At 71.7% G+C, this 8695-nt stretch carries 7 protein-coding genes; 5 read left to right on the top strand and 2 right to left on the bottom strand.

Annotation, left to right across the window (positions count from 1 at the left end):
• Positions 1 to 23 precede the first annotated feature (23 nt).
• Positions 24 to 1631 carry an LCP family protein gene (locus tag AC2CJA_RS04485; RefSeq protein WP_484601339.1) on the top strand — a complete coding sequence of 536 codons (1608 nt, stop codon included), beginning with the start codon at positions 24 to 26 and terminating at the stop codon, positions 1629 to 1631.
• 128 nt (positions 1632 to 1759) lie between these two features.
• A complete protein-coding gene (locus AC2CJA_RS04480; protein ID WP_484601337.1) occupies positions 1760 to 3340 on the top strand; it encodes an LCP family protein in 1581 nt (526 codons plus the stop codon).
• 107 nt (positions 3341 to 3447) lie between these two features.
• Here AC2CJA_RS04480 and AC2CJA_RS04475 read toward each other — a convergent pair whose 3' ends face one another.
• On the bottom strand, positions 3448 to 4491 hold the full coding sequence (locus AC2CJA_RS04475; protein ID WP_484601336.1) for a glycosyltransferase family 2 protein: 1044 nt from the start codon (positions 4489 to 4491) through the stop codon (positions 3448 to 3450).
• A 146-nt stretch (positions 4492 to 4637) separates the two neighbouring features.
• Between AC2CJA_RS04475 and AC2CJA_RS04470 the strand changes: the two genes are divergently transcribed.
• A complete protein-coding gene (locus AC2CJA_RS04470) occupies positions 4638 to 6221 on the top strand; it encodes an LCP family protein (RefSeq protein ID WP_484601335.1) in 1584 nt (527 codons plus the stop codon).
• Positions 6222 to 6259: 38 nt separating this feature from the next.
• On the opposite strand, the gene AC2CJA_RS04465 is transcribed toward AC2CJA_RS04470, so the two are convergent.
• A complete protein-coding gene (locus tag AC2CJA_RS04465) occupies positions 6260 to 6811 on the bottom strand; it encodes an acyl-CoA thioesterase (RefSeq protein ID WP_484601334.1) in 552 nt (183 codons plus the stop codon).
• A gap of 178 nt (positions 6812 to 6989) precedes the next feature.
• Between AC2CJA_RS04465 and AC2CJA_RS04460 the strand changes: the two genes are divergently transcribed.
• Together AC2CJA_RS04460 and AC2CJA_RS04455 are read left to right on the top strand one after the other, a co-directional pair.
• Positions 6990 to 8204, top strand: coding sequence for an LCP family protein (locus tag AC2CJA_RS04460; RefSeq protein WP_484601333.1), 1215 nt, complete (start codon positions 6990 to 6992; stop codon positions 8202 to 8204).
• Between the two features lie 114 nt (positions 8205 to 8318).
• On the top strand, positions 8319 to 8492 hold the full coding sequence (locus tag AC2CJA_RS04455; protein WP_484601332.1) for a DUF6879 family protein: 174 nt from the start codon (positions 8319 to 8321) through the stop codon (positions 8490 to 8492).
• The last annotated feature ends 203 nt before the right edge of the window (positions 8493 to 8695 follow it).

Here is an 8695-nt window from a genome sequence, read left to right as displayed (position 1 = left end):
GGCAGGCCCCGCCGCACGGCGAGGTGCCCCGGCAGCGCAGGCGGCGCCCGGAAGACGGCGGCACGCCGAAGGACGACGCGAGGGACGGCGTGGCGGACGCCGAGAAGCCGGCCGGACGGGCCGCGGCGCGCAAGGCGGCCGGCGGCAGAGCGGCCTCCCGGCGCAAGGCCAGGCCGAAGAAGCCTGCGAAGAAGAAGGTGCTGCTGTGGACGGGCGGTGTGACGGCCTTCCTGTTCACCGGCACCGCCGTCGCCGCCTACCTCGCCTACGAGCACTTCAACGGCAACATCGACACCGTCGACGTCGGTGACGCCGCCGAGGGCGGCTTCGGCAGCGACGGTCCGCTCAACATCCTGCTGATCGGCACCGACAAGCGCACTGGTGAGGGAAACGAGGGCTACGGCGACAACGACAGTCCCGGCCATGCCGACACCACGTTCCTCTTCCACGTCTCCGCGGACCGCTCCAACGCGACCGTGATGAGCATCCCCCGGGACCTGAAGACCGACATCCCCGACTGTCCGACCAAGCAGGAGGACGGCAGCACCGAGGTCATCCCGGGTGAGCGGGACGTCCGGTTCAACGTCAGCCTCGGCCAGGCGGGCCGGGATCCGGGCTGCACCATGCGCACCGTCAAGGAGCTCACCGGGCTGGACGTCCACCACTTCATGATGGCGGACTTCAACGCCGTCAAGACCCTGACCACCGCGGTCGGCGGCGTCCCGGTCTGCCTGGAGAAACCGGTCGACGACCCCAAGTCCCACCTCGAACTCCCCGCCGGCGAGAGCGTCGTCGAGGGCGAGCAGGCCCTGGCCTTCGTCCGCACCCGCGGCAGCTTCGGGAACAGCGGCGACCTGGACCGCATCAAGGTCCAGCAGCAGTTCCTGAGTTCGATGATCCGCCAGTTCAAGTCGAACGACACCCTCACCGACCCGGGCAAACTGTGGGACCTGGCGGAAGCGGCCACCAACGCGCTCACCGTCGACACCGGCATAGGCACCATCAAGAAACTGAGCGACCTGGGCAGGGAGCTCAGCGGCATCAAGACCAAGAACATCTCCTTCCTGACGGTTCCGGTCAAGGACAACCCCGCGGAGAAGGTCAGGGCCACGGTCGTCCTCGAGCAGCCCAAGGCCGCCCAGGTCTTCGCGATGCTGCGCGAGGACGTCTCCTTCACCGAGGTGGAGAAGAAGGAGAAGGCCGCCAAGGACGAGGCGAAGAAGAAGCAGGAGGCACTGCTCAAGGGCGAGCGGGCCGCGGCCTCCGACGTACGCGTGGAGGTCCTCAACGGCGGGGAGATCGCCGGGGCCGCGCAGACGACCCTCACCTGGCTGCAGAACACCCAGAGCGTGCTGAAGTCCAGCAACGGCGGCAACGCGCCCGAGCAACTCGACGAAACGACCCTGGAGTACGGGCCCGACCAGGCCGACCAGGCCCGCAAGCTCGCCGACATCATGGGCCTGCCCGCCTCGGCCCTGAAGCCCGGCTCCGTGGACGCCGGGCCGATGGAACCGATGGTCCTGACGCTCGGTGCCGACTTCAAGGGGGCCGGCGTCCCCATCGCGGCCCCGGCGAAGGCGCCGGAGGACCTCGGGAAGGTGGAGGCCGACAAGCAGATATGCGCCAAGTGACTCCCGTGCGCCGCTTCCGCGCACGGACCGGATCATAGGGAGAGGGCCCGTTGGGGCAGTGCACCACAGGGGGGAGAGGCGCACACGAACGCACCCCTCGGCCGGAGGACTTCGGCTGGAACGACAGCATGTACGACGGGCCGGACGCATCCGGTGGGCCGGAGAGGTCCGTGCGCTCCGGGGAGAGCCGGGAGGACGGGACCGGCGGCCCGGGCCTCCGCGTCGGCGACCCGGAGCGGCGTGCGGGCCGCGGCGCGCGGGTACTGCGCTGGACGGCGCTCTCCCTCTCCGTGCTGGTACTCGGCACGGCGGGCGCCGGTTACCTCTACTACGAGCACCTCAACGGCAACCTCGCCAAGAAGCCCCTCACCCTCGGCGACAACCAGCTCAAGCACCGGCAGAACGCGGAGGGCCGCACCCCCCTCAACATCCTGCTGCTGGGTTCCGACAGCCGTAACTCCGAGCGGAACCTCGAACTCGGCGGTTCCCGTGACGACGTGGGGCGCAAACCGCTGGCCGACGTCCAGATGCTGCTGCACCTCTCGGCCGACCGCGACAGCATCTCGGTGCTCAGCGTCCCCCGGGACACCAAGGTGACCATCCCCGAGTGCACCGACCCCGAGGACGACACGGTCCACCCGCAGAGCACCGGAAAGATCAACTCCAGTCTCCGGTACGGCGGGCCGGGCTGCACGGTCGCCACCTGGATGGAGCTGACCGGCATACCCGTCGACCACTTCATGATGATCGACTTCGCGGGTGTGGTGGACATGGCCGACGCGGTGGGCGGCGTCCCGGTCTGCGTGGACGCCAACGTCCACGACAGCAGGTCCGGTCTGCGCCTGGAGAAGGGCGAGACCACCGTCCGCGGCGAGCAGGCCCTGCAGTGGCTGCGCACCCGGCACGGTTTCGGGGACGGCACGGACATCGGCCGGGCGCGGGCCCAGCACATGTACATGAACTCGATGGTGCGCCGGCTCAAGGCGGGTACCAGGCTCACCGACCCGGGCAAGCTCAGGTCGCTCGCCGAGGCCGCGACCGAGGCGCTCACCGTCGACGACGGCATCGGGGGCGTCAAGGACCTCTACGACCTGGGCAACGAGCTCAAGCAGGTCCCCACCGAGCGGATCACCATGGCCACCATGCCGTGGGAGTACTCCGACGGCGGCAGCTACGTGGTGCCCAAGCCCGGTGACGCCGAGAAGGTCTTCTCCCTCATCCGGGACGACATCGCCCTCGACGGCATGGACGAGCCCAAGAAGGAGGAGAAGACCTCCGACCCCGCCGCTCCGGCCGGCGAGATCCCGGTGCGGGTCCGCAACGGCACCCGCACCGTGACCCTCGGTCCCGTCAACGGCCGCGCCGGCACCATCGCCGAGGAGCTGCGGCGGCTCGGCTTCGACCGGGCCGCGACCGATCCGGAGGAGAGCCCTCAGGCCGACACCACCGTGTCGTACCCGAGCGAGGACCTGCACGGTGACGCCCTGGCCGTGGCCAAGGCCCTGGGCCTGCCCGAGCGGTCCGCACGCCAGTCCGCCGGAGTCGGGCAGGTCACCCTGGTGATCGGCGCCGACTGGCGGGAGGGGAACGCCTACCCCGGGCAGCCCCGGTCCGAGGAGGACGACGAGCGCGGGGCCCCCGAGAGCGCTAACGCGCTCAACGGCGACGAGGAGAAGTGCATGAACGTCAACCCTGCCCACACCTGGTGATCCGTTGACCAGGTGACCTGACGCCCCCCGGCGGGGCGGGAGAACGGGAACGGGCCACGCCCCCGGGGAACGGGGACGCGGCCCGTGGTGCGTACGGCGGGCCCCGGTCAGCCGCCGGCCGCCACCGGCTCGCGGCGGCCGGCCCTCACCTTCTCCGCCAGCTTCCGGGGGCTCGTCAGAAAGCCCCACCCCCAGGACATGTGCATGGTGGCCAGCGCCAGCGGGACGCGCACCCGCGCCCCGAACGGCAGCCCCCTGCCCGCCGGGACCGATCCCGCGGTGACGGCCGCCAGGTAGCCGCCCGGGACGACCAGGGCCCACGGCGTGACCAGCGCGCCCGCCACCAGACCCGCCCCGATGGCCAGTACGGCCGCCGGCGGCGCCAGGTAGCGCAGGTTGATCGAACCGGAGTGGTAGCGGGCCACCACATGACGCCAGCGGCCGTAGTCGCGGTACTGCCTGGCCAGCGCGCGGACGCTGGGCCGGGGGCGGTAGGAGACCAGCAGCTCGGGCGAGAACCAGATCAGCCCGCCGTCCTGGCGGATGCGGAAGTTCAGCTCCCAGTCCTGCGCCCGGATGAACTCCTCGTTGTAGCCGCCCTGGCGCTCCAGCACCTCGCGGCGGAAGACGCCCAGGTAGACCGTCTCGGCCTCGCCCGCCCGGCCTCCGGTGTGGAAGGCCGCGTTGCCCACCCCGATCCTGGAGGTCATGGCGGCGGCCACGGCCTTCTCCCAGTCGTTCTCGCCCTCGGCGTGCATGATGCCGCCGACGTTGGCCGCGCCGGTCTCCTCCAGCAGCCGCACGGCGGTCGCGATGTAGTCGGGCGAGAGCATCCCGTGCCCGTCCACCCGTACCACGACCGGGTGGCGGGAGGCGGCGATGGCCGCGTTGAGGCCGGCGGGGGTACGGCCGGCGGGGTTGGGCACGGTGCGCACCCGCGGGTCCTCGCGGGCCAGCTCGGCGGCGATGGAGTCGGTGCGGTCCTCGGAGGGACCGAGCGCGATCACGACCTCCAGCTCGCCGGCGTAGTCCTGCTCCAGGATGTGCCGCACCGAGCTGCGCAGATGCCGCTCCTCGTTGAGCGCCGGCATGATCACGGATACCGCGGGCGGCGCCGCGGCCGGGGAGGTGGGTTCGACAGGAGAGCTCACCGGGTCACGGTACCGCGATCGGGTGATGCGCTCGCACGGCAGCCGGGTGGCCGCGGGCGGCGGGCGGCGTGGGATCGGTGGTCCGTAGATCGTATGGGCCTATGTTGGCCGCTTCCTGGCCCCCACCGCCACGGAGGTGCTCCCCGATGCCCGCACGGTCCCGTCAGCGCGGTCGCCACGCCCGTCCCCGGCCGAAGCGGCGGGGTCCGTCACGCTGGGGCTTCCGGGCGGCCACCGCCGTCTCGGTGATGGTGCTGATGGTCGGCGGTATCGGCCACGCGCTGGTATCCGAGCTGGACGGCCGGCTGGAGCGGGTGGACCCCTTCCACGGACTCAGCCACCGTCCTCAGAGCGGCGACGGCCTCAACTTCCTGGTCGTCGGCACCGACGGACGCGGCACCGTCACCGAGGAGGAGCGGCGGCGGTACTCCCTCGGCGGCACCCCCTGCAACTGCACCGACACGCTCATGCTGGTCCACCTGTCCGCCGACCGCGACCGGGCCAGCGTGGTGAGTATCCCCCGCGACTCCTACACCGAGTTCCCCGCCCACACCGACCCCGCCACCGGCGAGCTCCGCACCGGCCGCACCGGGAAGATCAACGCCGCCTACTCCCTCGGCGGCCCGCACCTGACCGTCCGCACCGTCGAGGAGATGACGGGAGTGCGTGTCGACCACTACCTGGAGGTCGACTTCACCAGTTTCATGCGGACCGTCGACGCCCTGGGCGGCGTCCCGGTGTGCACCACCCGGCCGCTGGCCGACAGCCGCAGTGGCCTCGATCTGCCCGCCGGCACCACCCGGCTCGACGGCGGGCAGGCACTGCGGTACGTCCGCGCCCGGCAGGTCGACGCCGAGGGCGACCTCGGCCGCATCAGGCGCCAGCAGCGCTTCCTGGCCGCCGTGATCGACGAGGCGACCGGAAGCGGGGTACTGGCGGACCCTGTCCGGCTGCGGCGGGTCGCCTCGGCGCTCCTGGGAACGATGCGCGCCGACCGGGACTTCGGCACCCACGAACTGCTGGCCCTGGGACGGGCGATGCGCGGCTTCACCGCGGCCTCCTCGGAGTTCGCCTCGGTGCCCCTGGACGACCCCGACCACAGCGTGCCCGGCATCGGCTCCACCGTGGTCTGGGACGAGGACAGGGCCGGGAAGCTGTTCGCGGCACTGCGCCAGGACCGGCCGCTGTCCCCGGACGTCGCGGCGGGCGCGGACCGCGAGGCGGAGAGCAGGGCGGGGCGGGACGACAAGAACCTCGACGAGGAACCGGGCGCGGCGCCCCGGCGGCACGCGCCGCGTCCGTCCGGCCCCCTCCCGGTCCCGGTGGACCCGGGGAAGATCCGGGTGCAGATCGAGAACGGCACACCGGTCGCCGCCCTCGGCGCGCGTGTGGACCGCGAGTTGCGCGCCACCGGCTTCGACACCACCGGTACCCCGCGCGGCGCGGAGAAGCAGGACGTGCGGCGGACGGTCATCCGCCACGACCCCGAGTGGGACCGCTCGGCGCGCGCCCTGGCCACCGCGCTGCCCGGCGCGGAGCTGGAGGAGGTCGAGGGGCAGGGGCGGGTGATGGAGGTCGTGCTGGGCGCCGACCACCGCGAGGTGCTGCGGGTGCGCCACGCTCCCGAGTCCTCCGCGAGTCCGAAGCCAAGGGCGCGGGAGTCCGCGCCCCCGGAGGGCCGGGGCGCGGGCGGAAAGGCGGCCACGGGCGACGAGGCCGTCTGCCCGTGACCCTGCTCCCGTGACCGCGACCACGGGCCGTACGGCTGTCAGTCCTCCGTCATGCCCTCGGCCGCCCGCCGGTCGCGCAGCTCCTTGATGGCGCGACGCCTGGCGAGCCGGTGCGTACGCCGGATCTGGGCCTCCTGACGGCGCCGCTCGTCGCGCTCGGTCTCGGGGACCACCTGCGGTACGGGCCGCGGCCGGCCGTTCTCGTCGACCGCGGTGAACACCAGGTAGGCGGAGGCGACCTGGGTCGCGGGCGTGGACTCGTTCCAGCGCTCGGCCAGCACCCGCACGCCGACCTCCATCGAGGACCGGCCGGTCCAGTTCACCTGGGCCTTCACATGCACCAGGTCACCCACCCGGACCGGTTCCAGGAAGACCATCTCGTCCATCGACGCCGTGACCGCCGGACCTCCGGAGTGCCGGCCGGCGACCGCGCCCGCCGCGTCGTCGACCAGTTTCATGATCACACCGCCGTGGACGGTGCCGAGGAGGTTGGTGTCGTTCCCCGTCATGATGTGGGACAGGGTGGTGCGGGACGCAGCGGTGGGCTTGCCCGGCGGTTCGTGCTGGGTGGCCTGGGCCTGAGTGGTCATGCTTCCACCCTAAGCCGCCCGTACCGGCGGAACCGGGTGGCCCGGTGTGATACCGCACGCCCCCGCGCCCCTCCCCTGCCCCGCCCGCCCCCGCAATGCATCAGCTCTGCAACAGCCGCGCTTCCGTTCCGCCTCCCTGTCTATGGCGCGCCCGGTCGGGGAGGGCACACTGCCTCCCATGACTGACTGGCCCAACGGCGGCGGCGTCGGCCCGCGCCCGGTTCCCAACCGCACCGTACCGACGACCGGACCCGGCAACGATCCCGGCGGCTACGGCCACGGCGGCCGCGCGAGCTACGACTCCGGCTACAACACGGGCCAGGTGTACGCCGGTTCCGGGTACGCGGGCGGCGGCCCGGCCGGGCCCGCGGGGCCCGCGGGGCCCGCCGCGCCCGGGTACGGCGGCGCGAGACCCGCTCCGGACTGGGGTCGCCGGTTCAAGACGGGGCTCGTCACACTGCTCGCCGTGTTGCTGGTGTGGTCGGTCGGCACATATTTCTGGGCCGACTCCGAGCTGCGCCGGGAGGTCGACCTGAGTACGGTCACGGACCGGCCCGAGAAGGGCGAGGGCACCACCTACCTCATAGTCGGCTCCGACAGCCGCGAGGGGCTGTCGGACGAGGAGAGGAAGGAGCTGCGCACCGGTTCGGCGGAGGGCAAGCGCACCGACTCCATGATCATCCTGCATGTGGGCCCCGAGGGGAACACGATGGTCTCCCTGCCCCGCGACTCCTGGGTCACCATCCCGGAGTTCAAGGGCTCCGAGAGCGGGAAGACCTTCCCCTCCCCCGGTGCGCGCAAGCTCAACGCCGCCTACTCCATGGACGGCGCCACCCTGCTGGTCCGCACCGTCGAGTACAACACCGGCCTGCGCATAGACCACTACGCGGAGATCGGCTTCGGCGGATTCGCCTCCATCGTGGACGCCCTCGGCGGCGTGGAGATGGACATCCCCCGCGACATCAGGGACAAGAACTCCGGCGCCGACTTCAAGAAGGGCCGCCAGACCCTCGACGGCGCCCAGGCCCTGGCCTTCGTCCGCAACCGCTACGAGGCCGGCAGCGACCTGGAGCGCACCAAGAACCAGCAGAAGTTCCTCTCCGCCCTGGCGAACCAGGCCGCCACCCCCTCCACCATCATCAACCCCTTCAGGCTCTACCCGACGCTGGGCGCCGGGCTGGACACCCTGATCGTGGACGAGGACATGGGCCTGTTCGACCTCGCCTCGATGTTCTGGGCCATGAAGGGCGTCTCGGGCGGCGAGGGCACCTCGATGAACATGCCGATAGCGGGGGCCGCACCGCAGGGCTCGCTCAAGTGGGACATGGCCAGGGTCAAGCAGCTCGTCGAGCAGATGAGGAACGGCGAGAAGGTCACGGTCAAGGCCGACTGAACCCGCTCGCGCGGGGAAGACGCCGCCATGGCCATGTGAACGTGTGGGCTCCCGGACCGGACGGTCCGGGAGCCCACACACATCACTGCCCTCCTGACGGATCCGAAGCGGAGAGTGAGGGTCGTTTGGTTGTTCGATGATCGGTTGGCCAGGATCCACCACTTCGCGGGGGACGGCTCCCTCGTGGCTGACGAGTTCTCCTCGGAGCCAGGCGTCCTGAAACTGTTCGCCATGTCGTTCGAGGCCGCCTGGGAACGCGGTGTTCCGCACGAGGAGTACAAGATCTGATCGTTCCCACCCCGCCAGCCGGCCCATGCCAACGACGTTGACGAGGCTGCGGCAGCACGTGTGAAGCGCTCCCGTGTCATCCGCGACGGGCGTCACCGCGCCGTCTTGCTCGTCGAGGAGGACGTTCTCTTCCATCGCGTCGGCGACGACTCCGTGAGGACCCCGAGGGGTGGCTGCGGGCCGTCTACGCGGACACCCCTGTC

This window comes from Streptomyces sp. ATLC9 (genome assembly GCF_057196705.1).
Note: the sequence above shows the minus strand (reverse complement) of the source record. Positions and strands in the feature narration are given on the sequence as shown.